Genomic DNA, 24827 nt, shown 5'->3' on the forward strand with positions numbered 1-24827 from the left:
ATTTACGCCAGCAACTTTTTGGTTATTGCCAACAGTGTAGCGACATCTGCCGGACGCGTATTACCGCTTTCGGCATCAATAATCGAACTGTAGATATGCGGAATGATTTTGCTGACACCTGCATCCAGCGCGATCTGCAGGATCGTCTGGTAATTGTCCAGATCGATACCGCCGGTCGGCTCCAGCCAGAAGTCATGCTGCGCACAGGCGGCGGCGACCGCCTTAAATTCATCAATCGATTTCAGGCCGCCCATCGGGAAATATTTTACCGAGCTGCCGCCCATATCTTTTAGCAACGCGATAGCGGTTTCAATCGGCACAATGCCGTCCGCCGCCAGGGAACTGCGCGGGCCGGTGGAAATCTTTACCTTGCCTGGCGTACCGCTGGGTGAAATCAGGCCGTTAACCACCGTCTGGTTCTGTCCCAGCAGCGCACGGCTGGTGGCCACGCCGGTAAACACCTGATTAACGTGCTGTGGCTGCACCTGACGTGAAATCTCGCTGACCATTGCCGACTCATTGGGATCGCCCGCGCCCAGACCTACAGACAGCGCGTTATCAATCAGCGCCGCATAGTCACGCATATCCGCCACCGCACTGTCGACGCTGTCATAGTTTTTCGATAACACGCCAACCAGCACATGGCCTTCCGCCGCCTGCCAGATCGCCTGCGCATTCTGTTTAGAACCGGCCAGCACGTTAAGACAAACGCGATCCTGATAAAATTTTGGCGTCAGCGTCATGCGCTTTTCTCTCCTGATAACAAGGTGTTAATACAGCTATAAATGATATGTAACTGTTCTGGCGTTACGCTGCGCACATCCACTTCGATAATGCCTTCATTGGCTTTATAGCCGCGGAAATAGATAGCGATTTCACCGGTTTTCAGCGCCTGCACCAGCTCACCGGTGGTGCAACCAATCACCGCTTCATCACAATGGATTTCAGTACGGGCGATATCACGTCCGGCCGCGTCCCACACCACGCGCGCCGTAATCCCGTTCAGACCATTCAGGCTGTCGATAAATGGCGTCATCTTCGCCACCATCTGCGCGCCGTTCACTTTTTCCTGCGTCAGGTAGTTTTCAATCGCCTGCGTCAGGCCGAGGATGCCCTCTTTGCCGACTTTCATCGCCCGGCCAATGCCTGCCGACTGACGTTTTACCCAACCGACATACTGCTGTTTGCCCATCACCAGGCCACTGGTCGGCCCTTCAATCGCTTTGGCGCCGCTGTAGATCACCAGATCGGCGCCATACTGGTAGTAGCACTGCAGATCTTCTTCCGCTGCCGCATCCACAATCAGCGGCACGCCATATTTGCGCGCCACCACAGCGGCCTGCTCAACGCTGAGATGGCTTTTCTGCACGCAGTGATGGGATTTGATATACAGAATCGCCGCAGTTTGTGGCGTTATCGCCGCAGCCAGCTGCTCCGCCGAACATTCATTGGCGTAGCCCGCTTCCACCAGCCGTCCACCGCCCATCGTCACCATAGTGCCTACCGGCGCGCCAAAGTTAACGTTATGCCCTTTCGGCAGCACAACATCGTGCGGCACCGTCAGCGGCGCGGCGTGCAGATTTTCCAGCAGCCACGGATCATCTTTGACAATCACCGCCGCCACCGACTGCGCCAGTCCGGCTGACGCGCAGGAAACCACTACCGCATCTTCGGCATTCAGCAGTTTCGCGATATAAGCGCCGGTTTTATTTACCAGGTCTTTGATTTCAAAGTAGTGATTCAGGCCATAATTGACGGTCTCCACCACTGAGGCGCTGGGGGTGGAAACGCCCAGAATGGTCATGCGTCCGGAGGCATTAATCACCTGTTTTAAATCGTATTTTTCATAAATCGAAGTCATGATTGCCCTTCCCTTCCTCGGTCACAATCCACTGGCCCGCGACAACCGCCGCTAATGGCGCCAGATGTTTCTCGCCCTGAACGCTTTCCCCTGCGGAATCGACAAACGAACGAGCTTCCTCTCTGATGGTAAAAATAGTCAGGTCAGCATCGAAACCCACCGCGAGGCGGCCTTTAGTGCTCAGGCGCAGGCCATCGGCGGCTTTGCGGGTAACACAGTCGATCACCTGCGGCAACGTCATACCGACACTAAAGAATTTCGACATCACATGCGCCAGGTTATGCACCGGGCCACTGATGCGGTTACGACAGTAAATATCGGAGCTGATGCTGTGCGGCAGAATGCCCTGCGCAATCGCCACCCGCGCCACTTCGAAGCTGAAACTGGCGCTGCCATGGCCGACATCCAGCCGCACGCCGCGCTGGATCGCCTGGCTGACGGAGGCGCGCAGCTGACCAGCGGGGGTCAGAATGCGATTCGGTTTGCCGTTATAGCAGTGGGTAATAATGTCGCCGGAGGTCAGCAGATCGGCGATCTCATCGAGATTCGGCGGGTTATTGCCGATATGCACCATCAGCGGCAGATCGCCGTTTTCCTGCTGGATCTGTTTCGCCCGCAGCAACGGCTTAATACCGTTGTCACCCACCACACTGCTGCTGATGCGCGCTTTAATACCGACGATAAACCCGGGCAGACGCTGCACCGCATCACGCACCGCGACTTTGTCGATCTGGTTCATATCCGCCAGCTCGTTCTGCGTGACAATGCCGGTGCGCGCGATATTCAGCAATGCATATACCTGCGTGCTGGCGCTGCGCGTCAGCTGATAAAAGTCATCGATATCATCCGCACCGGTGCTGCCAGCATCGACCACCGTGGTGACGCCGCTGGTGACGCCAATCGCATCCGCTTGATCATGATAAATTGGTGATTTCGGGTAACAGTGGACGTGGGAATCGATCCAGCCAGCGCTAAGATAGTAGCGTCCGGCCAGATCGCGTTGCTGCTTCGCCTCACCTGCAACCGTGCCGATGGCGGCGATTTTGCCGTCGCGTAGCGCAATATCGATAAGGCTTTCATCAGTGAGCCGCGCGTTGCGGATAATCAGATCGAACATAAGTGCAAATCCTTAGCAAGGGAGGCGAGAACGCCTCCCCTACAACGTCTTAACTAATCGCTATCGGGAACATCGCGCCAAGAATCATGGCGCCTAAAATCGCGCCGCCGGTAATCGGTTTGCCCCACAAATAGAACAGCAGCGATCCTGCCAGCGAACCGAGACCAATCGGAATCGAGGCCGCCATCGCCGAGAGAATGATCAGTGGACCGAGGAAACGACCGGAGGAGTTACCGGCGCCCATCATCACATCCGCGCCATAAGTGGAGTCACTCTGATTAATGGTGAACTTACGCGCCAGAATAATCAGATAACCAATCGCCACGCCGATAACCAGACCGGTCACCAGTGAAGCGGCAAAGTTCGCCACCGGAAACACAATCCCCGCACCCAGCAGCAGCGCCGGAACGCCGAGGCCGACACCGGTCTGAATTGCGCCGCCGATATCGAGGATCCCCACCAGCGAACCTTCGATAATGCGCGCAAACAGGAAGCTGGCGCCAAAGGCCGCTACCGCGCCGTATACCCCGGTATCCATGCCAGCGCGCAGCATTGAGACAAAGGCCACTTCGTTAAACGCCCCGATACCGTACAGATAGTACATATGGGTACCGGCAAACACCCCGGAGGAGAGCAGACCAACAAAAATCGGGAAAGACCAGTCGGCATACCAGAAGCCACTTTTCGTATCACTCATTGCCATCTTCCTCGTTACTTACCGCTCAGGGTGTTGTGAATCATATCGAGCCAGCCCGGCACGCCCAGCTGGAACGACTGCAACAGTTTCATATCGAAGCCACGGAAGAAGCCGCTAAGGACAAACAGCAGCACGATGGCAAACATCATCACTTTGGTGACTTTATTCCAGCCGCTCTCCTCGACGCCTTTACCGATCAGGATACCCAGCACCAGACCCGGCACCGCATTGCCCATAATCAGCTGCGCAAGGCCGCCGAAAATAGTGGCCCAGAAGCCAGATTTCTTACCGGCATCAATCGCTGCCAGCCAGAAGATCACCGGCATCACGGTATTCACCAGCAGGTTTGCCGCTGGCACCAGCACTTTCACCGCCGTGACCTGCAATGCGGCAGGCACTGCCGATGCGGTAGAGTTAAGGAAGGCGACCACAATCATGCCGATAATGCCGCAGGCAATGGCCATCTTTTTCGGATCGTGCAGCGTTTCCGCGACGTTGCGGTTTTTCACCATCAACGCGGCCGCACCCCAGTTAGGGATAATGCGATGGTCGACGTCCTGGGTAAAAGAACCCGCCGCAACCGAAGATGCCCAGGCGTTAAAGAAGAAACCCAGACCAAAGGAGAAGTGAGAAGCGGGATCGCCTTCACAGGAGTTCAGTTCACCCAGCGTACGAAATGCGCCCATCCCCTGCGTGGTCGGCGCATGGAACATACGCGCCGCACCTGCGCCGACGCCCACCCCCACCAACCCGCCGATGATTAACGACTTAAACAAAATAATTAAAAACATTAGTCTTTCCTTTGGTTTTATTGCCAACGTTTTTAGTCAGAAGTGAATTCAACCTTATCGGTATCTATCACCGTCACGTTGACGGTAATCTCCAGCTCCACGCTGTAGCTCCGTCGCTCACGCGCCAGAAAAAAGAACAGAAACTTCTCTTTTCTGACGCTCTCCTGCGCCCGAATAACCCGCACGTCCTGTGGTTCAATACGCAGCAGAATCTTATTGGTGGAACGCAGTACGCTGCTCTGCACGCGGCTCAGAGCATCGGCGAAGGCTTTGCCTTTGCTGTCGCCTTTGCCGCTGACCGTGACCTGAGTGGTGAATTGTTCCTTCATGCTTAACCGCCGTGTTTTTTATTCCAGGCTTGCACCAGGCGTTCGCCCAGCTCTTCTTTATCCATAAAGCCAAAGCCCAGTACCGTGCAGCCTTCATTAATGGCGGTCACCCCTTCATCGATTGAACGCATACCGTGCTTCGCTTTGTAGCCATATTTGTTCTGGGCGGTAATCGCACCGGCGCCGCCGCTGCCGCAGAAGGAGATGCCGAAAGTGGCGTTTTCCGCCTGCATCACATCGCCCAGCTTCATATCCGCCGCCACGCCAGGCACCACCACCGCGCGACCACCGGCTTTTTCCACACCAGTCGCCACTTTCTGGCCTTTACCTAAACGATCGCCAATCACTACGGTTACTTGTGACATATTGTATTCCTTAAATTTGTTGGTTTAGTACGGGCGGCGATAACGCCGCCCCTACAAATCGTTGTTTCCCTCAGCGACAGCAAAGTGCACCGATAACAACCACGCCTCTTCTTGCGGCAGGTTGCCAAACAGATCCACCACCTGCTGCGCCAGCTGCATCGACTCAGGGGAGATATCCTCGAACAGCTCCTCCTCCACTTCCGGCAGGGCTTCGCCGGTCAACGAGCGCAGCGCCATCGCGCGCACATGGGACGTCAGCATCTGCTGCTGTACCGCATTGGGATAAATGGCTTGCGCGTTAAACAGCGCCTCAATTTGCGCCATCACCCTGTCAGCCAGCGCCTGGATCGCTTCCGTGCTCGCTGCAGAATTTACCGCCACCGCTGCGTTTTTCACCTTTACACCTCTTTGCCAGAACGACCCGATATTGATATTTCGCGTTGAAAATAAATTACCCCGCTCTGGTACTACTGTGTAGACGCACTTTTTCCGTTTCGAAACGGAAATCGCCGCGGCGGCCGCCTGTCAGCTCGCAAAAACGTTATTTCATGCAAATACAGCGGAATAAATGAGAGATAAATCACAATGTGACGCCTGTGACGGGCGATATATGCATCAGGCGTGATGGAGAAACGGAAGTAATCGTGGTTGAGCCGGCAGGTATAAGAAATAATAATGACGTGGATTAAGGGCGGCGCAATGCCGCCCCGGGTTATTAACGAAACTTTTTATGATTAGCATCGCGCGTATCGGCGAACTTTTTCGCTTCAGCTTTCGCCCCGGCGATATCCCCGGCATCAGCCAGCTGTTTACTGGCATCAATCTGACCAATCAGCGTATCCAGTCCGGCGCGATAATCCTTCATTTCCGCGCTGTCTGCCGCCTTCCCTTCCAGTGAGTCAGGGGTCTGCGTTTTGGCGTTTTCCGCCGCGGCACGCATATCGGTTAGCGCTTTTTTTAGCTCAGTGGCATCTTCGGTTTTCTGCACGGTACGGTAAGCGCCTTTCAGAATATCCATATCATCTTCAAGACTTTGCGCCAGTGCCGTAACACTGCTGCTTAACAGCACTACCGCTAACATTGCTCTGTAGAACTTATGCATCACGACATTCCTTATAATTATATAATGGCTGACAAAAAAGGCGGCCCTTAACGGGGCCGCCTGATAATACTATGCGAAAATTGGGGTTTTATTTACTGCCCGGCAATTTTCATTTCCGGTAACAGCACAGAACCGCACTGAATATTGCTGCGGGTCTCAATATCGCTGCCGACGGTAACGATATTGCGCCACATATCCTGCAGGTTGCCGGCAATGGTGATTTCACTGACCGGATACTGGATTTCGCCATTTTCCACCCAGAAGCCCGCCGCACCACGCGAATAGTCGCCGGTAATGCCGCTGACGCCCTGCCCCATCAGCTCGGTGACCACCAGCCCGGTGCCCATTTGCTTCAGCAGCGCGTCAAAGCTGGCGCCCTGACCGGCAATGCGCCAGTTATGGATGCCACCGGCATGACCTGTGCTCTGTAATCCCAGTTTGCGCGCCGAGTAGCTGGTCATCAGCCAGCCCTGCAGCACGCCATCTTTGATGATGTCACGTTGCTGAGTGCGAACGCCTTCACTGTCGAACGGCGTCGATGCCAGCCCTTTCAGCAGATGCGGATGCTCTTCAATCGTCAGCCACTCTGGCAGAATCTGTTTGCCCAGTGAGTCGAGTAAGAAGGTCGATTTACGATACACGCTGCTGCCGCTGATGGCGCCGACCAGATGGCCAAACAGGCCAGTGGCGACTTCAGCGGCAAAAATCACCGGCGCTTTCATCGTCGACAGCTTGCGCGGCGACAGGCGCGACAGGGTACGACGCGCACACTCTTCACCGACCCACTCTGGTGATTTCAGATCGCCCAGCGCACGGCCAATGGTATAAGCGTAATCACGCTCCATATCGCCATCATGTTCAGCGATCACACAACTGGAGAGCGAATGGCGGCTGGAGCAGTAGCCCTGCATCATACCGTGGCTGTTGCCGAAAATTTTGATGCCGACATGACTGTTAAAGCTGCCGCCTTCGGTATTGGTAATGCGTTTATCTGCTTTCAGCGACGCCTGCTCGGCACGCGCAGCCAGCTCGATCGCCTGTTCGGCATCAAGATCCGACGGATGGAACAGATCGAGATCCGGCGCGTCAAACGCCAGCAGATCGCGATCGGCCACGCCCGCATAAGGATCCGGCGAGGTGTAGCGCGCAATATCGATCGCCGCCTGCACCGTGCGTTTAATCGCATCCGGGCTAAGATCAGTAGAGGAAGCACTACCTTTACGGTTCTGATGATAAACAGTGATGCCAAGCGCGCCATCACTGTTAAATTCGACGTTTTCCACTTCACCGTAACGTGTGCTGACGCTGATTCCGGTGGTTTTACTCACCGCGACTTCGGCTCCGTCCGTGCTGGCTTTCGCCAGTTCGAGCGCTTGCGCGACCGCCTGCTCAAGCGTCTTACGCTGTTCTGCAACCTGGGAGATTACTTTCATCGGCCTGCCATATCATTAATGGGTTATGATTTGAGTCTAACAGACTCAGAGAACAATTTCGCACAAGGCGCATAACCTGATAGCATGTGCCTCTTTTTTTGGAGTCTAACCATGACCAGGCAGCCCGAAGACTGGCTCGAAGATGAACCCGATAATCAGCAAGAAGAAGATGAAGAGATTATCTGGGTCAGTAAAAGTGAAATTAAACGCGATGCGGAAGAGTTAAAACGCCTCGGCGGCGAGCTGGTTGAGCTCGGTAAAAACTCGCTGGATAAGATCCCGCTGGATGATGATCTGCGCGCCGCGATTGAACTGGCGCAGAAGATTAAAAAAGAGGGTCGCCGCCGCCAGATGCAGTTGATCGGCAAAATGTTGCGTTCACGCGACGAAGAGCCGATTCGTCAGGCGCTGGATAAGCTGAAAAACCGCCACAACCAGCAGGTTGCGCTGTTCCATAAGCTGGAAGCACTGCGCGACCGTCTGGTTGAACAGGGTGATGAAGCAGTGCCGGACGTGCTGGCGCTCTATCCGCATGCCGATCGTCAGCAATTGCGCTCGATGATCCGTAATGCGCAAAAAGAGAAAGCCGCCAACAAGCCGCCAAAATCCTACCGTCAGATTTTTCAGTATCTGCGTGAACTGGCGGAAGCCTGAGTTAGCGACAAGGGCGACATCACTGTCGCCCCTGCTGTGCCGTCCCAACGGGGACGCCACTGTGAAAACGCAATTCGCTGTCTGGCTGTAAAATTAATTCTGCTTCGGTTTCACCAATCTTTCTGACGCGCGCGCTGATATTTTTTGGCGCTATCTGCGCGGCCAGCGCCAGATAATCCTGATAGTGACGCGCTTCCGAGCGCAGCAGTGACAGATAAAACCTTTCCAGTTCTTTATCCAGATGCGGCGCCAGGCTGGCAAAACGCTCGCAGGAACGTGCTTCGATATAGGCTCCACAGATCAGTTTATCCACCAGCGTATCCGGCTCGTGGGTGGTCACTTCGCGCAGCAATCCTTTGGCATAGCGGCTGGCGGTGATTTTAATATAGGGAATCTTGCGCGCCTGCATAATTTCCAGCACCTGATAGAAATGGTGCAGCTCTTCTTTGATCAGCAGTACCATCTTTTCCACCAGCTCATCGGCGTAAGGCAGTTCGCCGCGAGTAATCACGCTTTTCGACAGGCTTTTATGGGCGTCGAGAAATTGCAGGTCGTGGTTTTCGCTGTGGACGAAATTCTCATATGGCTTCAGCCACGCCAGCAGCGCTTCACCGCTCTCTTTATCGGCGACATATTTGCGGATCAGCCAGATGGCGGTCTGCGCCGCTTTCAGTTCGCATACCAGATGGTCGGTCAGCAGCAGCGCCAGATTTTCCGGCTTGCGCGCCTGGTCAATCCAGGCCTGCGGCGTACGGCAGTGCAGGAAGCCGTGGATCGGCGCCAGCAGTTCAGAATAGTTCATAGCCATTATCTGTAGGGGCGGCGTTCTCGCCGCCCTGGTTTGCATTCTGAATTAATGACGAACGCCGGTATCTTCATCGTCCACATCATCACCTTCAATATCGTCATCCTGTGCATCAGGATCTTCAAAGTAGGTGCCCCAGCCGTCGTAATCGACATTGTACTGCGCGGCAAGGTTAACCAGCTGCTCAACCTGTGCATCAATCAGTTCAGCGTTCAGCGCGCCTTCACTGATCACATCGCAGCACATTACAGTGGTGCCATCTTCCAGTTCCAGCTCTTCAGGTTCACCGACTTCATAGCCGAGTTTGAAGGCATCAACGGCCACTTTTTCCAGTGAATCAAAGTTGTTACAGGAAAGGTGATGTTCAATGGCATACAGCGCGTCAGGATCGCTGCCATCTTCCAACAGCTCTTCGATAATCAGTCGCGTTTCTTCGCGTTGCTCTTCCAGTAATTGTTCGTAAGCCATAATTCTGTTCCTCAAAATATGCGGCGGTAAGTTTGATTATTTTCCCACAGCGCCGTTCGCGCCACTACACAAAACAGAAAGTTTCTTTGCCCTGGGGTTGAAAATGCATATTCATACGGTTAAATTGAATTTAAATTCATTTCAAAGCGACACATGGAGTGCTGTATGAGTCAGTTATATCAACGCCATTTCCTCAGGCTGCTCGATTTTACCCCTGCGGAAATCAACGCCCTGCTGGCGCTGGCTGCATCACTGAAAATCGATAAAAAAAACGGTGAAGAAGTTCAGCATCTGCAAGGGAAGAATATTGCGCTCATCTTCGAAAAAGACTCGACCCGTACACGATGCTCTTTCGAAGTTGCCGCATTCGACCAGGGCGCCAGGGTCACTTACCTCGGCCCGAGCGGCAGCCAGATCGGTCATAAAGAGTCGATTAAAGATACCGCGCGCGTGCTTGGTCGCATGTATCACGGCATTCAGTATCGTGGCCACGGACAGGAAATTGTGCAAACGCTGGCGCAACATGCTGGTGTGCCAGTATGGAACGGTCTGACCAACGAATTCCATCCGACTCAGCTGCTGGCCGATCTGCTCACTATGCAGGAGCATCTGCCGCAAAAATCGCTCAAAGAGATGACGTTCGTCTATGTTGGCGATGCGCGCAACAATATGGGCAACAGTATGCTGGAAGCGGCGGCGCTGGTCGGCCTCGATCTGCGGCTGGTAGCGCCGAAAGGCTGCTGGCCGGAAGATGCGCTGGTAGCCGAGTGTCGTCTGGCGGCGGAGAAAACCGGCGGCAAAATTACCCTGACCGAAGATATCGCTGAAGGCGTCAACGGCGCAGATTTTATCTACACTGATGTGTGGGTATCGATGGGTGAGCCAAAAGAAGTGTGGCAGGAACGTATTGCTCTGCTGCGCAAATATCAGGTCAATATGGCGATGCTACAGCTGAGCGGCAATCCGCAGGTGAAATTCCTGCACTGCCTGCCAGCGTTTCATGACGATCAGACCACGCTCGGCCAGCAGATGGCGGAACAGTATGGCCTGCATGGCGGGATGGAAGTCACCGATGAAGTGTTTGAATCGGCCCACAGTATCGTCTTCGATCAGGCGGAAAACCGTCTGCATACCATCAAAGCGGTGATGGTGGCCACCCTGGCGCAACTGCCCTGAAACCGGCGCAGCAAACGGTTACGTCGCCAGTGATTTTCGCTTGCTGCCAAATCCAGGTTCAGTATAATGCCCGACAGTTTGCCGGGAGGAAGTATGCATCTGAGCACCTTTGACACTATCGCTCGACCACGTCTGCTTGCAGACGGTGCAGCTTTTTCCTTCCGTTGCATACCCGATCTTAAAAAAGCCCCTCATTGAAGGGGCTTTTTTTTGTCCGTCGTTCGGCACGCGTAGAGGAGAGTGAAACATGGCCAATCCGCTGTATCACAAGCATATAATATCAATCAACGATCTGAGTCGTGAAGAACTGGAACTGGTGCTGAACACCGCCGCCAGCCTGAAAGCCCATCCGCAGCCGGAACTGCTGAAACATAACGTGATTGCCAGCTGCTTCTTTGAGGCCTCTACCCGCACCCGCCTGTCGTTCGAAACGGCGATGCATCGCCTTGGCGCGTCGGTGGTGGGTTTTGCCGATGGCAGCAACACGTCACTCGGCAAAAAAGGCGAAACCCTTGCCGATACCATTTCGGTGATTGGCACTTACGTTGATGCGATTGTGATGCGCCATCCACAGGAAGGCGCCGCGCGCCTCGCCACCGAGTTTTCCGGCGGCGTGCCGATTCTGAATGCCGGTGATGGTGCGAACCAGCATCCGACCCAGACCCTGCTGGATCTGTTTACCATTCAGGAGACCCAGAGCCGCCTGAGCAATCTGAATGTGGCGATGGTCGGTGACCTGAAATATGGCCGCACCGTACACTCGCTGGCGCAGGCGCTGGCGAAGTTTGACGGTAACCGCTTCTACTTTATCGCCCCGGATGCACTGGCGATGCCGTCCTATATCACCGATATGCTCGATGAGCAGGGGATCGTCTGGAGCCGCCACGACACCATCGAAGAGGTGATCCCGCAGGTGGATATTCTGTATATGACCCGCGTACAGAAAGAGCGCCTGGATCCGTCAGAATACGCCAATGTGAAAGCGCAGTTTGTCCTGCGCGCCAGCGACCTGGCCGGCGCGCGTGACAATATGAAAGTGCTGCATCCGCTGCCACGTATTGATGAGATCACTACCGATGTCGACGCCACACCGCATGCCTGGTATTTCCAGCAGGCAGGCAACGGCATCTACGCCCGTCAGGCGCTGCTGGCGCTGGTACTGAATAGCGAACTGGTTCTGTAAGGGGAAAGATGATGACACACGATAACAAACTGCAGGTTGAAGCGATTAAACGCGGCACGGTAATCGACCATATTCCGGCGCAGATTGGCTTTAAGTTGTTAACCCTGTTTCGCCTGACGGAAACCGATCAACGTATCACTATCGGTCTGAATCTGCCTTCCGGTGAGATGGGTCGTAAAGATCTGATCAAGATCGAAAACACCTTTCTGACCGACGATCAGATCAACCAGCTGGCGGTCTATGCGCCACACGCGACGGTGAATCGTATCGATGAGTATGAAGTGGTCGGCAAGATCGCGCCGACGCTGCCGGATCGGATTGAGCGTGTGCTGATCTGTCCCAACAGCAACTGTATCAGCCGCAGCGAGCCGGTAAACTCCAGCTTTGCGGTGAAAAAACGTCAGGATGATGTGTCACTGAAGTGCAAATATTGCGAGAAAGAGTTTGCCCATCATGTGGTGCTGGCGAACTGGTAATCGATGAGCGCGTCCCTATAATGGAGGCGTTATTATCAGCACCGGCGGCGTGAACGCCGCCCCTACAACTGGAGAAGGTATGTCTCGCGAAATCAGTACGGAAAATGCACCTGCCGCCATCGGACCTTATGTTCAGGGCGTGGATCTTGGCAGTATGATTATCACTTCTGGCCAGATCCCGGTTGATCCAAAAACCGGCGCGGTGGCCGACGATGTCTCAGCGCAGGCCCGCCAGTCACTGGAAAACGTGAAAGCGATCGTTGAAGCGGCCGGTCTTAACGTCGGCGATATCGTGAAAACCACGGTATTTGTCAAAGATCTGAATGACTTCGCCACAGTAAATGCGACTTATGAAGCCTTTTTCAGCGAGCATAACGCCAGCTTCCCGGCACGCTCCTGTGTTGAAGTGGCGCGTTTGCCGAAAGATGTGAAGATTGAGATTGAAGCGATCGCGGTGCGTCGTTAAGCCATTATGGGGCGGCGCGCGCTGCCCCTCAGCTCTGTTTACTGGCACGCAATAATTTCTCCAGCGGATAAACCAGCGCTATCACCACTTCATCCTGCGTTTACGCTGCCTTATCCAGCGTGGCCTGCATCTGCGCCACCTTATGCGCGCCGAAACCACGGACCTGCGATCCACTGCCGCCAGACGTCGAGACATATTGCCTTCATCGGTGACATCCTGCGCCGACCACAGGCGCTCCGCCACCGCAAAGGCGAGCAAGGTATGACGCAACAGCATAAACGCCCTTTTACACAACGGGCCAAAAATCAGGCAAAACGCCTTAAAACATAATTCGCGACGTACAGTAAGTAGCCAATGGCGAAAATTTGGCCTGGTCGTAAATTTTTGCAACAACCTTATTCACGGATTTACTTAACTTTTTTCGCCATCCAATCTGCGCTATCTCCTTGTGTAATGGCTGGTTCTGCGGCTTCAGTTACCCGGTGCAATACATTTTCAGACTGATCCCGTGAGACAAAGGCCTCTAAGTGCCAGTAAGTAGCTAATCTTAAAGGACGCATAGAAAACTAATAAACCGTCTATATAAATGGGTGGACCTTTTCGCCCTGATAATCAGGATTGAGCAATGAATAAAATTCCACCGTGGTGGCAGAACGGCGTTATCTATCAAATCTATCCCAAGAGCTTTCAGGATACGACCGGTAGCGGAACAGGCGATCTGGCGGGTGTGATTCAGCGACTCGACTACCTGAAATTACTGGGCGTGGATGCAATCTGGCTGACACCGTTTTATATTTCTCCGCAGGTTGATAACGGCTATGACGTGGCGAACTATACCGCCATCGATCCGTCGTTTGGCACCCTGACTGATTTTGATAACCTCGTTGAGCAGGCGCACAAGCGCGGGCTGCGGGTAATCCTCGATATGGTGTTTAACCACTCGTCGACCCAGCACCACTGGTTTCACGAAGCACTGGATCGTGAAAGCCCGTATCGCTCTTACTATATCTGGCGTGACGCCAATGCCGAAGGCGGACCGCCCAATAACTGGCGCTCGAAGTTTGGCGGCCATGCCTGGCGCTGGCATGCGGAGAGCGCACAGTACTATATGCACCTGTGGGCGCCGGAGCAGGCCGATCTCAACTGGGAAAACGAGCACGTGCGCGCCGAGCTGAAACAGATTGTCAATTTCTGGGCCGACCGCGGCATCGACGGCCTGCGTCTGGATGTGGTGAACCTGGTGTCGAAGCATCAGGATTTCCCTGACGATATTGGCGGTGACGGCCTGCGTCTGTACACCGACGGGCCACGTATCCATGAATATATCCAGGAGATGAGCAGCGATGTGTTTCGCCCACGCGAGCTGATGACGGTTGGCGAGATGTCTTCCGCCACCCTTGAACACTGCCAGCGCTATGGCTCGCTGGAGGGCGAAGAGCTGTCGATGGTATTCAGCTTCGACCATGTTGAGGTCGACTTCTATCAGGGACAAAAATGGACGCTGACGCCACTCGATCTGGTGGCGCTGAAAGCCATTTTTACCCACTGGCAGCAGGGGATGCACGATGTCGCGTGGAATGCGCTGTTCTGGTGTAACCACGATCAGCCGCGCGTGGTTTCGCGCTGGGGCGATGAAGGTGAATATCGGGTACAGTCGGCCAAGCTGCTGGCGATGGCGCTGCACGGTATGCAGGGCACGCCCTACATCTTCCAGGGAGAAGAGCTGGGGATGACCAACCCACACTTTAGCCGCATCATCGATTATCGTGATATTGAGAGCCACAATATGTATGCCGAGCTGCGTGCGCAGGGGCGTGACAGCGATAATCTGCTGGAGATCCTCGCCAGCAAATCACGCGACAATGGGCGTACGCCAATGCAGTGGGACGCCAGTGGAAACGGCGGTTTTACCGAGGGTACGCCGTGGATTGGCATGAGCGATAACGTCGCCACAGTGAACGCCGAAGCAGCGGTGGCGGATGAAGAGTCGGTGTTCTACACCTATAAGCAGCTGATTCAGCTGCGCAAAAGCCATTACATTCTTACCTGGGGCGATTACCAGGATCTGCTGGCGGAACACCCTTATCTGTGGTGCTATCGTCGGCAATATCAGGGCGAAACGCTGATTGTGGCGGTGAACCTGAGTCGCGAAGCGCAATCCTGGCATCCCGATGCGTTTGACGGTAGCTGGGAGGTATTGATGAGTAACTATCCCTCGCCGCGCGCAGCCCCTGGCGAGATGATGCTGCGGCCCTATGAGGCGGTGTGGTGGTATCAGAAAGGCTATGAAGAGTATTAGCCACTGACGGGCGGCAGTTACGCCGCCCTGCTGATATCCGGCCATAGCCCCATCGCCATATCGGCCATCGATAACAGTGCGGTGGTGGTTGCGCCATCGCGCGCCTGTAACGACATGCCCTGCTGAATAGCGATATACAGCTGTGACAGTGCGGCGGTATCGATAGTCTGCGGCAGTTCACCGGCGACAACCGCCTGATCGAGACGCACTTTCAGTATACTGACGCCCTGCGCGCGTGCGCATCTCACCAGCTCGCCTAAGCGCTCATAGCCTTCACTGGCCACCGTCGACAGGGTGATCATGCAGCCGGGCGGAAAGTCTTCACTGGTCAGTGTGGTGGCTGAGCAATGTAACCATTGCTGTACCGCTTCACGCGCATTGCTGGCCGTTTCCAGCGGTGACCAGATCAGCGGCGCCACGCTTTGCTGGTAATACTCCAGCACTTCCTGATAAAGATCCTCTTTGCTGCCAAAGGCGGCATACAGGCTGGGTGAGTTAATCCCCATCGCCTGATACAGATCGGCCATCGAAGTGGCGGTATAGCCTTTCTGCCAGAACAGCTTCATCGCCGCAATAAGTGCGGTCTGACGATCAAAACTTCTTGGACGTCCACGTTGTGCCATCTGCCTCACCTTATCATTTTGTGCCGATCGATATAATAAACCGGTTGACGCCTGGCTTCAACAACCCGTAGATTAATTGTATATCGATCGACACATAAATCAGGAGAATACTTATGTCTGCACTCTCAGGTAAACGTGCGCTGGTTACCGGCGCCAGTCGTGGATTGGGCAAAGCAATGGCATTATCACTGGCGGAAGCCGGTGCTGATGTGGTGATTACCTACGAAAAATCAGCCGATAAAGCGGCGGAAGTGGTCGCCGCGATTGAAGCATTGGGGCGTAAAGCCGTTGCCATACAGGCGGATAGCGCCTCACCCGATGCGGCGCGCAGCGCAGTAGCCCAAAGCGTGGCAGCCCTGGGCGGCCTGGATATTCTGGTTAATAACGCTGGTGTCGCCCGCGGCGGCCTGCTGGAAGATCTGCCGCTGGAGGATATCGACGCGATGATTAACGTCAATATTCGCGGCCTGATTCTTACCACTCAGGCGGCGCTGCCCCATCTGGGTGAAGGCGGACGGATTATTAATATTGGCAGCTGTCTTGCCGAACGCGTGCCAATGAGCGGGCTGACGGTCTATTCGATGACTAAATCAGCGCTGCTGTCGCTGACCCGCGGTCTGGCGCGCGATCTTGGCCCGCGTGGCATTACGGTTAATCTGGTCCATCCCGGCCCCACCGACAGTGATATGAACCCGGCTGATGGCGAAAATGCTGATACTCAGCGCGGATTTACCGCCCTGGGTCATTTCGGTACCGCTGACGATGTTGCCGCAGCAGTAACCTTCCTTGCCAGCCCGGCAGCGAAGCAGATTACTGGCACCGGCATCAATGTCGATGGCGGTATGAACGCCTGATGTTATCGCCGCCGCCGTCGCAACAGATGCGGCGGCGTCATCCCTCCGCCGAAACCGGCAATCTTTGCTTTGCATCAATAAAGATGCAGTTAATTTCGAACAAAACACCATATATAGCGCTTAATATGCTTATCCTTATCTACATATAGATATCCCACTAAAAGGAGAGCAGCGGTGGCAACAGTAGTAATCAAACGAGATGGCTGTCAGGTAACCTATGATGAGCAACGCATCTGCGCGGCGATCTGTGGCGCGGCGCAAGCGGCGCAGATTGCCGATGACGACTATTGTGCGACCGTCGCTCGCCAGATAAGCCTGAAAATGCAGGGCCGCAGTAGTGTCGATATTCATGAGATCCAGCATGCGGTGGAAGATCTGCTGATGGCTGGCCGTTATCCGCAACTGGCTCGCACCTATATCGAATATCGTCATGACCGTGATGTGGCGCGCGAAATGCGTGGCAAACTTAATCAGGCGATTCGCGGGCTGGTTGAGCAAAGCAACCCGGCGCTGCTGAATGAAAACGCCAACAAAGACAGTAAAGTGATCCCCACCCAGCGCGATCTGCTGGCAGGTATTGTCGCAAAGCATTACGCACAACAGCATATTTTGCCGCGCGATGTGGTCAGTGCCCATGAGCGTGGTGAAATTCACTATCATGATCTCGATTACTCACCGTTTTTCCCGATGTTTAACTGTATGCTGATCGACTTAAACGGCATGCTTAACAACGGCTTTAAGATGGGTAATGCGGAGATTGAGCCACCAAAATCTATTTCTACTGCCACCGCAGTCACTGCACAGATTATCGCGCAGGTCGCCAGCCATATTTATGGCGGCACCACCATCAACCGCATCGATGAAGTACTGGCGCCTTTTGTCGAAGCCAGCTTTGCCAGACATCAGGCGGTAGCCCGCGAGTGGCATATCCCCGATGCCGAAAGCTATGCCCACAGCCGCACCGAAAAAGAGTGTTACGACGCCTTTCAGTCACTGGAATATGAAGTTAATACCCTGCATACCGCCAATGGCCAGACGCCGTTTGTCACCTTTGGTTTTGGCCTGGGCACCAGCTGGTCAGCACGCCTGATTCAGCAATCTATCCTGCGCAACCGTATTGCTGGCCTCGGCAAAAACCATAAAACCGCGGTATTTCCTAAGCTGGTGTTTGCCATCCGTGAAGGCGTTAACCGCCACGCCGGCGAGGTCAACTACGATATCAAGCAGCTGGCGCTGGAGTGCGCCAGCAAGCGTATGTATCCCGATATTCTTAATTACGATCAGGTGGTGAAGGTTACCGGCTCGTTTAAAACCCCGATGGGCTGCCGCAGCTTCCTTGGCGTCTGGGAAGAGAACGGAGAACAGGTGCATGAAGGTCGTAATAATATTGGCGTAATCAGCCTGAACCTGCCGCGTATCGCGCTGGAAGCTCAGGGCGATGAAACGCGCTTCTGGACGCTGCTTGATGAACGTTTGCTGCTGGCGAAACGCGCGCTGATGACGCGTATCGCGCGGCTGGAAGGTGTCAAAGCGCGGGTGGCGCCGATTCTGTATATGGAAGGCGCCTGCGGTGTAAGGCTGAAAGCCGATGATAATGTTGCCGAAATTTTTAAATATGGCCGCGCTTCTATTTCGCTGGGCTATATCGGCATTCATGAAACCATTAACGCCCTGAGCGGCAGTCAGCGCCACCTGTATGACGACGCCGCGCTGCGCGATAAAGCGGTAGCGATTGTCAGCCGGATGCGCGACGCGGTCGACCAGTGGAAGGCCGAAACTGGTTATGGCTTCAGTCTCTACAGCACGCCAAGTGAAAATCTCTGCGATCGTTTCTGTCGCCTTGATGCCGCGCAGTTTGGCGTAGTGCCTGGCGTCACCGACAAAGGTTACTACACCAACAGTTTCCATCTTGATGTCGAGAAGAAGGTTAATCCTTACGACAAAATCGACTTTGAGGCCGCTTATCCGCCGGTCGCTAACGGGGGTTTTATCTGTTACGGCGAATATCCGAATATTCAGCACAACCTGAAAGCGCTGGAAGATGTCTGGGATTACAGCTATCACCGCGTGCCCTATTACGGCACCAATACGCCGATTGATGAGTGTTATGACTGCGGCTTTACCGGCGAATTTAACTGCACCAGCAAAGGTTTTACCTGCCCGAAATGCGGCAATCATAATGCCAGTCGGGTGTCGGTCACACGTCGCGTCTGTGGTTATCTTGGCAGCCCGGATGCGCGCCCCTTTAACGCTGGTAAGCAGGAAGAGGTCAAACGCCGGGTAAAACATATGGCGACCGGCAAGCTGAACCCGTAATGCTGGCGCATAGCATGAATATTCATCAGTACTATCCGGTTGATATCGTCAATGGCCCCGGCACCCGCTGTACGCTGTTTGTATCCGGCTGCGAACATCAGTGCCCGGGTTGCTATAACAAAAGCACCTGGCGGCTGAATTCCGGTGTGCCCTTTACCATTGAGATGGAAGAGCGGCTGATTAACGATCTTAACGATCGGCGCATTCCGCGTCAGGGGCTGTCGCTGTCCGGCGGTGACCCGCTGCATCCGGCCAGTCTGCCGGATATCCTGCGGCTGCTGAAGCGGGTGCGTCGCCAGTGTCCCGGCAAGGATATCTGGATGTGGACCGGCTATACCCTCGCTCAGCTGACTGCCGCCCAGCAGCAGGTTGTGGCAGAGATCGATGTATTGATCGACGGCAAGTTTGTGCAGGCGCTGTATGACCCGATGCTGCTGTGGCGCGGCAGCAGCAATCAGGTGATTCACTATCTGCGTTAAGGCAGATGCAGATCGCGCGATTCAATAATGTCTACACTGCTGCCGCCTTCAGTAAAGGCTTCGCGCAGCATCACCTGCGCCACATCGCGCGCCTCCACTGCCCGCAGGTTGCCGGGCAGGATTTTAAACAGCGGGGCAAACAGCGACTCACCACCGCGCTTGTCCGGACGATCGCCCAGCAGCAGTGAAGGTCTGAGCAGCGTCAGCCGCGGCCACTGCTGCTGACGCAGCGCATTTTCCATCTCCCCTTTCACCCGGTTATAGAAAAATGGCGAGCGGGCATTGGCACCATGGGCGCTGACCACCAGCATATGTCTGGCTCCCAGCCGCTGGCCAGCCAGCGCACTATCGACCACCAGCGTATAGTCGACGTGGATAAAGGCTTCCTTACTGCCCGCCTGCTTGCGTGTGGTGCCCAGACAGCAAAAAACCCTGTCCAGCGCGCCCTCCAGCGGACGCAGCACATCGGTTAAATCCTCTTCCACCAGATTGGTGACTTTGTCCATTGGCGGCAGCGCACGGCGCGTTGGCGCGATAATCTCGCTGACGCGCGGCTCGGCAATCAGCAAACGCAACAGATGGCTTCCCACTAAACCGGTGGCGCCGGTCAAAAGTACTCTGCTCATGGTGCATTCCTTTTCTGCGTGTGGATTTTAACCCGCTGTAAAAACGAACATTTACAGTCTATATCATTATTTATTATTGCGAATTCAGGATTCTCAACCAGGCTTAATCAGCAATTCAATATAAACCGGAGGAAAAGATGAGCAAGAAGATTGCGGTGCTAATCACCGATGAATTTGAAGACTCGGAATTTACCTCTCCCGCTGATGCCTATACCAAAGCGGGTTATGAAGTGGTGACCATCGAAAAAGAAGCGGGTAAAACCGTCACCGGCAAACAGGGTAAGGCGACAGTAAAAATCGACAAGGATATAGATCATGTCGATGTCGCTGAGTTCGATGCGTTGCTGCTGCCCGGCGGCCATTCGCCTGACAGCCTGCGGGGCGACGACCGCTTTGTCGCCTTCACCAGAGAGTTTGTCGCCAGCGGCAAACCGATTTTCGCTATCTGCCATGGCCCGCAGCTGTTAATCAGCGCCAGCGGCGTACGTGGCCGTAAGATGACGGCAGTCAAAGCGATCGCGATCGATCTGAAAAATGCCGGGGCGGATTTTTATGATAAAGAGGTGGTGGTCGACAATGACAAACTGGTCACCAGCCGTACACCGGAAGATTTGCCGGCGTTTAACCGGGAATCACTGCGTATTTTAAGTCTGTAAGCCAGCAGGCCGGGTTCGCCCGGCCACTAATCCCGTTGCCAGCACAGTTTTTTACCAAAGCCCAGCGCGTTATCCGTCATTTTCAGCTCATCCAGGCGGATTTCCCACAGCGGCGCCGACACCTTTTTGGCTACCGGAAAACGCTTACAATAAGCGGCCCTGGCACGCGCCTCGGTCTCACCGCTTAATGCCATTATCTGCCCGCGATACTGCACACCTTTAATCAGCAAGACGCTTTTCGGCTGGCCATTAACCGTGCCTGCCACCAGCGCTTGCTGCTGCATCAGTGCGCCATGACGGGTAGCAGACTCGGTCATCAACCAGAATGCCACCCGTTCGGCATCAAATACGTAGAAACAGTTGGCGCACCAGAGATCCTGTGCGCCGCCACAGCACAGTGACAGCACATGCTGTTTTTTCAGATAGCGGCCAATAGCAGCAAGCGAGGCAGATTCAGACAAAATGACTCCGTGACGGCCGGGGAAAGTGATGATTTTATGGGTACAATGCTAACAGATTATCGCCAGTTGAGATTAACCATGAGTAGCGACAGCGCGCCAGTTCTCTGGCAGCTCTATATTCTGCGCACCGCCAGCGGCGTGCTCTATACCGGCATCACCAATGATGTGGCGCGTCGTTTGCGTCAGCATCAGGAAGGTAAAGGCGCTAAAGCGCTGCGCGGCAAGGGGCCACTGGCGCTGATGTTTTATTGTGATGCCGGCGATCGCTCCAGCGCATCGAAGCTGGAGTATCAGGTCAAGCAGCTTAAACGGCAGGATAAAATCAGACTGGTTGCCAGCCAGCCTGAATCCCTTAGCGAGTGGCTGGCTAATCGAAGCGGTTAAACGGCGCCGAAAACTCGATCTGCCCTTCCACGCCGACAAACGCATCATCCGCCAGTTTATACACCTGAAATGCCGCCTCGGTGCCCAGCCATTTACAATGTAACTGATGGCGCGCCGCCGGTTCAAAACCAAAACGGCCATAGAAGTCGGGATCGCCCAGCACCACTACTGCGGCGTAACCAAATTCATTTAAGGTATCCAGCCCTTCGTAGATCAGCTGCTTGCCGATACCCTGCTGGCGTACGCTTTCATCTACCGCCAGCGGCGCGAGGCCAACCCACTGTTTATCCTCGCCCTGCAGCTCTACCGGACTAAATGCGGCATAGCCCAATACCTGGCCTTCATCGTCGGTCGCCACCACACCGAGGGTCAGCAGGCCGTCTTCGCGTAGTTGCTGCACCAGCTCCGCTTCCGCCGCAGTGGCAAAGCAGCGGCGCAGCAGGCTGTCGATGCCCGCAGCATCAACTCCAATCTCTGTCCGAATTAACATGATGCACCTGCGCGATTCACCGTCGAATTCGCGTCCTTATTCAATCCAGTCTCAACAAATTGTGCCAGCTGTATCAGTCCGATACGCAGCGGCGTTGGCATCATTTCCAGTTCAATTGCATCCATTACGTTCTTTACCTCAAGCCCCAGTTCGGTATCACCTTCAATAACCAACCGACGCTGGAAAAATAGCGTATCAGGGTCACGCTTACGCGCTGCTATCAGCAGCAGATCGTTCGCGTCACCGCGGAACCAGACGTCTGGCTGCTGGCAGTCACTCACTGCCAGCAGGCCATCGACCACACTGGCCGACCAGCGCAGGTCGAGATCGCGGATCTCCACCCCTAACCAGCGCCCTTCCAGAAAGTTTAACTCACCTTCGGCCAAAGCATGATGAAATTGCCAGTTCAGCAACTGCTGCAATAGCCGTTTTTTGATCGCGAAAGGGGTGAGTTGTAGCGGAAAGCGCAGAAGCTGCGGGCCTTTTTGTACACACTGTGCACGAAGCTGGTTCAACACTATTAACACTCCTTACGAAAAAATTTCAGCTATTTTGCCATATCTGTCCGTTGCGTCAGGCAGCAGGATCAAGGAACAGTGCGAACCTTAAGCTTTTTAATCCACCACTGCACAATCAATACGCCATTCGCTGCCTTAAATCAAAATTTGTCGTGCGCCACGCGTCTAAAATCATTCACTGTTATTGCTTATTCCAGAGAGAAATCATGGAACTTCTATGCCCGGCGGGTAATCTTCCCGCGCTGAAAGCGGCCATCGAAAATGGCGCCGATGCCGTGTATATCGGTCTGAAAGACGATACCAATGCCCGCCATTTTGCCGGTCTTAACTTTACCGAAAAGCGTTTGCAGGAAGCCGCGCGTTTTGTGCATCAGCGTAAGCGCAAACTGCATGTGGCGATCAATACCTTTGCGCATCCCGACGCTTATCAGCGCTGGCAGCGCGCGGTCGATATGGCGGCCGATCTTGGCGCAGATGCGCTGATCCTCGCCGATCTGGCGATGCTGGAGTATGCCGCCGAACGCTATCCGCAGATTGAACGCCATGTCTCGGTGCAGGCGTCAGCCACTAACCTGGAGGCGGTAAAGTTTTATCATCGTCATTTTGCGGTATCGCGCGTGGTGCTGCCGCGCGTGCTGTCGATACATCAGGTGCGTCAGCTGGCGCGCGTCACCCCGGTGCCGCTGGAGGTGTTTGCCTTCGGCAGCCTGTGCATTATGGCGGAAGGCCGCTGTTACCTCTCCTCATGGCTGACTGGCGAATCCCCTAATACCGTCGGCGCCTGCTCACCGGCGCGTTTTGTACGCTGGCAGCAGACGGCCGCCGGGCTGGAATCGCGCCTGAATGAGGTATTAATCGACCGCTATGCCGCCGATGAGAACGCGGGCTACCCGACGCTGTGCAAAGGACGCTATGTCGTCGATGAGATGCGCTATCACGCACTGGAAGAACCAGCCAGCCTGAATACGCTGGCGCTGCTGCCGGAACTGCTGCGGGCCAACATCGCCTCGGTGAAGATTGAGGGGCGTCAGCGCAGTCCGGCCTATGTGGCGGAAGTCACGCGCATCTGGCGCCAGGCGATCGATCGCTGCCAGGCGACACCGGATGACTTTCAGGTGGAACAGCACTGGATGGAGGCGCTGGGCGCGTTGTCGGAAGGCACGCAGACCACACTTGGCGCTTATCACCGTAAATGGCAGTAGGAATAACCATGAAATATGCCTTAGGGCCGGTACTCTGGTACTGGCCGACTGCACAGCTGAATGCTTTTTATCAGGCCGCCGCCGCCAGCAGTGCGGATATTGTCTATCTCGGTGAAGCGGTATGCAGTAAACGTCGCGCCACGAAATTCAGCGACTGGCTGAATATCGCCCATATGCTGCGTGACAGCGGCAAACAGGTGGTATTTACCACGCTGGCGCTGGTGCAGTCGCCATCGGAACTGAGCGAGATAAAACGCTATGTCGATAACGGCGAGTTTCTGGTGGAGGCCAACGATCTCGGTACCGTCAATCTTGCGGCGGAGCATAACCTGCCGTTTGTCGCCGGTCTGGCGTTAAACTGCTATAACGCGGTGACCTTACGCATGCTGCTGAAACAGGGAATGACCCGCTGGTGTATGCCGCCAGAACTGTCGCGCGACTGGCTGGCGAATATTTTGCAGCAGAGTGAAAGCCTGGGCATTCGCCAGCAGTTTGAAGTAGAAGTGATGGGTTATGGCCATCTGCCGCTGGCGCTTTCCGCCCGCTGTTTTACCGCACGCTCGGAAAATCGCGCCAAAGATGAGTGTGAAACCTGCTGTATCAACTATCCTCAGGGTCGACGCGTGTTATCGCAGGAGAACCAGCAGGTATTTGTGCTAAACGGCATTCAGACCATGAGCGGATACTGCTACAACCTGGCTAACGATCAGGTTTCGATGCAGGGTATGGTCGATATTCTGCGCTTGTCGCCTGAAAGTGTCGAAACACTGGCGTTAATTGACCGTTTCCGTGCCAACCAGCGTGGCATGGCGCCTCTGATGATGGCGCAGCGCAATGACTGTAATGGTTACTGGCGCAACCTGGCGGGGCTGGTGCTGCAGGAGTAGCGGCAGCGTGATGGCACAGGGTGTCAAGCCGGTATAAATAAATACAGTTTTAATAGGGTTACTGAGATACTGATATTTATTAATAGCAGGCGAACCTGTTCGTCGCGCA

Annotated in this window: 31 protein-coding genes; 13 read left to right on the forward strand and 18 right to left on the reverse strand. The window is 54.7% G+C overall.

The genetic code is table 11. From position 1 onward, the window contains the following. Nucleotides 1-2: 2 nt before the first annotated feature. From dagF to pmbA, 10 genes are all read right to left on the reverse strand, one after another. The gene (gene dagF / locus J2125_RS08150) at nt 3-743 is read right to left on the reverse strand and encodes a 2-dehydro-3-deoxy-phosphogluconate aldolase (RefSeq protein WP_017801388.1); all 741 of its coding nucleotides are present in this window, start codon (nt 741-743) and stop codon (nt 3-5) included. Next, complete coding sequence (locus J2125_RS08155; protein ID WP_017801389.1) at nt 740-1861, reverse strand: DgaE family pyridoxal phosphate-dependent ammonia lyase; 1122 nt, start codon at nt 1859-1861, stop codon at nt 740-742. The genes dagF and J2125_RS08155 overlap by 4 nt, the downstream gene beginning before the upstream one ends. Beyond that, on the reverse strand, nt 1845-2978 hold the full coding sequence (locus tag J2125_RS08160) for an amidohydrolase/deacetylase family metallohydrolase (protein WP_017801390.1): 1134 nt from the start codon (nt 2976-2978) through the stop codon (nt 1845-1847). The genes J2125_RS08155 and J2125_RS08160 overlap by 17 nt, the downstream gene beginning before the upstream one ends. A gap of 49 nt (nt 2979-3027) precedes the next feature. Next, nucleotides 3028-3675, reverse strand: coding sequence for a DUF4310 family protein (locus J2125_RS08165; RefSeq protein WP_017801391.1), 648 nt, complete (start codon nt 3673-3675; stop codon nt 3028-3030). A gap of 14 nt (nt 3676-3689) precedes the next feature. Then, complete coding sequence (locus tag J2125_RS08170) at nt 3690-4466, reverse strand: DUF4311 domain-containing protein (RefSeq protein ID WP_017801392.1); 777 nt, start codon at nt 4464-4466, stop codon at nt 3690-3692. A gap of 32 nt (nt 4467-4498) precedes the next feature. Further along, nucleotides 4499-4795 carry a DUF4312 family protein gene (locus J2125_RS08175; protein WP_017801393.1) on the reverse strand — a complete coding sequence of 99 codons (297 nt, stop codon included), beginning with the start codon at nt 4793-4795 and terminating at the stop codon, nt 4499-4501. Between the two features lie 2 nt (nt 4796-4797). Further along, nucleotides 4798-5160, reverse strand: a complete 363-nt coding sequence (locus J2125_RS08180; protein WP_017801394.1) for an SFCGS family glycine-rich protein — start codon at nt 5158-5160, stop codon at nt 4798-4800. A 51-nt stretch (nt 5161-5211) separates the two neighbouring features. Then, nucleotides 5212-5556, reverse strand: coding sequence for a hypothetical protein (locus J2125_RS08185; RefSeq protein WP_017801395.1), 345 nt, complete (start codon nt 5554-5556; stop codon nt 5212-5214). Between the two features lie 319 nt (nt 5557-5875). After that, nucleotides 5876-6262 (reverse strand): cytochrome b562, encoded by a 387-nt coding sequence (gene cybC, locus J2125_RS08190; RefSeq protein ID WP_026111737.1) that lies wholly within the window; start codon nt 6260-6262, stop codon nt 5876-5878. A 92-nt stretch (nt 6263-6354) separates the two neighbouring features. Next, a complete protein-coding gene (pmbA, locus tag J2125_RS08195; RefSeq protein ID WP_017801397.1) occupies nt 6355-7695 on the reverse strand; it encodes a metalloprotease PmbA in 1341 nt (446 codons plus the stop codon). A 111-nt stretch (nt 7696-7806) separates the two neighbouring features. Here pmbA and yjgA point away from each other — a divergent pair, with 111 nt between their 5' ends. Continuing rightward, on the forward strand, nt 7807-8349 hold the full coding sequence (gene yjgA / locus J2125_RS08200; RefSeq protein ID WP_017801398.1) for a ribosome biogenesis factor YjgA: 543 nt from the start codon (nt 7807-7809) through the stop codon (nt 8347-8349). A 19-nt stretch (nt 8350-8368) separates the two neighbouring features. Here yjgA and miaE read toward each other — a convergent pair whose 3' ends face one another. Next, nucleotides 8369-9151, reverse strand: coding sequence for a tRNA isopentenyl-2-thiomethyl-A-37 hydroxylase MiaE (gene miaE / locus J2125_RS08205; RefSeq protein ID WP_017801399.1), 783 nt, complete (start codon nt 9149-9151; stop codon nt 8369-8371). A 51-nt stretch (nt 9152-9202) separates the two neighbouring features. After that, nucleotides 9203-9622, reverse strand: a complete 420-nt coding sequence (gene rraB / locus J2125_RS08210) for a ribonuclease E inhibitor RraB (protein WP_017801400.1) — start codon at nt 9620-9622, stop codon at nt 9203-9205. A gap of 165 nt (nt 9623-9787) precedes the next feature. On the opposite strand from rraB, the gene argF reads away from it, so the two are divergent. From argF to ridA, 4 genes are all read left to right on the forward strand, one after another. Further along, the gene (gene argF, locus J2125_RS08215; protein WP_017801401.1) at nt 9788-10798 is read left to right on the forward strand and encodes an ornithine carbamoyltransferase; all 1011 of its coding nucleotides are present in this window, start codon (nt 9788-9790) and stop codon (nt 10796-10798) included. A 247-nt stretch (nt 10799-11045) separates the two neighbouring features. Beyond that, complete coding sequence (gene pyrB, locus J2125_RS08220) at nt 11046-11981, forward strand: aspartate carbamoyltransferase (protein ID WP_017801402.1); 936 nt, start codon at nt 11046-11048, stop codon at nt 11979-11981. Between the two features lie 11 nt (nt 11982-11992). Then, on the forward strand, nt 11993-12457 hold the full coding sequence (pyrI, locus tag J2125_RS08225; RefSeq protein ID WP_017801403.1) for an aspartate carbamoyltransferase regulatory subunit: 465 nt from the start codon (nt 11993-11995) through the stop codon (nt 12455-12457). 79 nt (nt 12458-12536) lie between these two features. Continuing rightward, a complete protein-coding gene (gene ridA, locus J2125_RS08230) occupies nt 12537-12923 on the forward strand; it encodes a 2-iminobutanoate/2-iminopropanoate deaminase (RefSeq protein WP_017801404.1) in 387 nt (128 codons plus the stop codon). Nucleotides 12924-13004: 81 nt separating this feature from the next. On the opposite strand, the gene J2125_RS08235 is transcribed toward ridA, so the two are convergent. Next, nucleotides 13005-13199: a hypothetical protein gene (locus tag J2125_RS08235; protein ID WP_100229620.1), complete on the reverse strand. Its 195-nt coding sequence runs from the start codon at nt 13197-13199 to the stop codon at nt 13005-13007. A gap of 349 nt (nt 13200-13548) precedes the next feature. Between J2125_RS08235 and treC the strand changes: the two genes are divergently transcribed. Next, entirely contained in the window at nt 13549-15222 is a 1674-nt protein-coding gene (gene treC / locus J2125_RS08240; RefSeq protein ID WP_017801405.1) for an alpha,alpha-phosphotrehalase, read from the forward strand. Between the two features lie 17 nt (nt 15223-15239). On the opposite strand, the gene J2125_RS08245 is transcribed toward treC, so the two are convergent. Continuing rightward, nucleotides 15240-15845: a TetR/AcrR family transcriptional regulator gene (locus J2125_RS08245; protein WP_017801406.1), complete on the reverse strand. Its 606-nt coding sequence runs from the start codon at nt 15843-15845 to the stop codon at nt 15240-15242. A 113-nt stretch (nt 15846-15958) separates the two neighbouring features. Between J2125_RS08245 and J2125_RS08250 the strand changes: the two genes are divergently transcribed. From J2125_RS08250 to nrdG, 3 genes are all read left to right on the forward strand, one after another. Further along, on the forward strand, nt 15959-16699 hold the full coding sequence (locus J2125_RS08250) for an SDR family NAD(P)-dependent oxidoreductase (protein ID WP_017801407.1): 741 nt from the start codon (nt 15959-15961) through the stop codon (nt 16697-16699). Between the two features lie 174 nt (nt 16700-16873). Then, entirely contained in the window at nt 16874-19015 is a 2142-nt protein-coding gene (gene nrdD, locus J2125_RS08255) for an anaerobic ribonucleoside-triphosphate reductase (RefSeq protein WP_017801408.1), read from the forward strand. Nucleotides 19016-19029: 14 nt separating this feature from the next. Further along, nucleotides 19030-19494, forward strand: a complete 465-nt coding sequence (nrdG, locus tag J2125_RS08260) for an anaerobic ribonucleoside-triphosphate reductase-activating protein (RefSeq protein ID WP_026111738.1) — start codon at nt 19030-19032, stop codon at nt 19492-19494. On the opposite strand, the gene J2125_RS08265 is transcribed toward nrdG, so the two are convergent. Then, a complete protein-coding gene (locus J2125_RS08265; protein WP_017801410.1) occupies nt 19491-20120 on the reverse strand; it encodes an NAD(P)H-binding protein in 630 nt (209 codons plus the stop codon). The two genes, nrdG and J2125_RS08265, sit on opposite strands and share 4 nt — an antisense overlap. A gap of 137 nt (nt 20121-20257) precedes the next feature. Here J2125_RS08265 and J2125_RS08270 point away from each other — a divergent pair, with 137 nt between their 5' ends. Then, entirely contained in the window at nt 20258-20776 is a 519-nt protein-coding gene (locus J2125_RS08270) for a type 1 glutamine amidotransferase domain-containing protein (protein ID WP_017801411.1), read from the forward strand. Nucleotides 20777-20802: 26 nt separating this feature from the next. On the opposite strand, the gene J2125_RS08275 is transcribed toward J2125_RS08270, so the two are convergent. After that, nucleotides 20803-21237: a YhbP family protein gene (locus tag J2125_RS08275; RefSeq protein WP_017801412.1), complete on the reverse strand. Its 435-nt coding sequence runs from the start codon at nt 21235-21237 to the stop codon at nt 20803-20805. Between the two features lie 78 nt (nt 21238-21315). Between J2125_RS08275 and J2125_RS08280 the strand changes: the two genes are divergently transcribed. Continuing rightward, complete coding sequence (locus tag J2125_RS08280) at nt 21316-21621, forward strand: GIY-YIG nuclease family protein (RefSeq protein WP_017801413.1); 306 nt, start codon at nt 21316-21318, stop codon at nt 21619-21621. Here J2125_RS08280 and J2125_RS08285 read toward each other — a convergent pair. Both J2125_RS08285 and ubiT read right to left on the reverse strand, forming a co-directional pair. After that, the gene (locus J2125_RS08285; protein WP_017801414.1) at nt 21605-22111 is read right to left on the reverse strand and encodes a GNAT family N-acetyltransferase; all 507 of its coding nucleotides are present in this window, start codon (nt 22109-22111) and stop codon (nt 21605-21607) included. The two genes, J2125_RS08280 and J2125_RS08285, sit on opposite strands and share 17 nt — an antisense overlap. Continuing rightward, a complete protein-coding gene (gene ubiT, locus J2125_RS08290) occupies nt 22105-22629 on the reverse strand; it encodes a ubiquinone anaerobic biosynthesis accessory factor UbiT (protein WP_017801415.1) in 525 nt (174 codons plus the stop codon). Before ubiT ends, J2125_RS08285 begins: the two co-directional genes overlap by 7 nt. A 206-nt stretch (nt 22630-22835) precedes the next feature. Here ubiT and ubiU point away from each other — a divergent pair, with 206 nt between their 5' ends. After that, complete coding sequence (gene ubiU / locus J2125_RS08295) at nt 22836-23831, forward strand: ubiquinone anaerobic biosynthesis protein UbiU (protein WP_017801416.1); 996 nt, start codon at nt 22836-22838, stop codon at nt 23829-23831. 8 nt (nt 23832-23839) lie between these two features. Next, nucleotides 23840-24718 (forward strand): U32 family peptidase, encoded by an 879-nt coding sequence (locus tag J2125_RS08300; RefSeq protein ID WP_017801417.1) that lies wholly within the window; start codon nt 23840-23842, stop codon nt 24716-24718. The last annotated feature ends 109 nt before the right edge of the window (nt 24719-24827 follow it).

The organism is Winslowiella toletana, assembly GCF_017875465.1.
GTDB lineage: Bacteria > Pseudomonadota > Gammaproteobacteria > Enterobacterales > Enterobacteriaceae > Erwinia > Erwinia toletana.